At 47.5% G+C, this 255-nt stretch carries 1 rRNA gene; it reads right to left on the bottom strand.

Features of this window, described 5'->3' with window-relative positions:
• A 23S ribosomal RNA gene (locus AACW06_RS20525) occupies window positions 1–255 on the bottom strand; the annotation flags it as partial.

Genomic DNA, 255 nt, shown 5'->3' with positions numbered 1-255 from the left:
TTAAAGCTTAAGGGCTAGTCCAATTTCGCTCGCCGCTACTTTCGGAATCTCAGTTGATTTCTTTTCCTTCGGGTACTTAGATGTTTCAGTTCCCCGAGTTCGCCTCGCTGCGCTATGTATTCACGCAGCGATACTAGCTTATGCTAGTGGGTTTCCCCATTCGGAAATCGTAGACTCAAGTGGCTTTTACTGCCTAATCTACGCTTATCGCAAGTTAATACGTCCTTCATCGCCTCTGACTGCCAAGGCATCCAC

Origin of the sequence: Vibrio sp. S12_S33, from assembly GCF_963889785.1 — a bacterium.
Lineage (GTDB): Bacteria > Pseudomonadota > Gammaproteobacteria > Enterobacterales > Vibrionaceae > Vibrio > Vibrio aestuarianus.
Note: the sequence above shows the minus strand (reverse complement) of the source record. Positions and strands in the feature narration are given on the sequence as shown.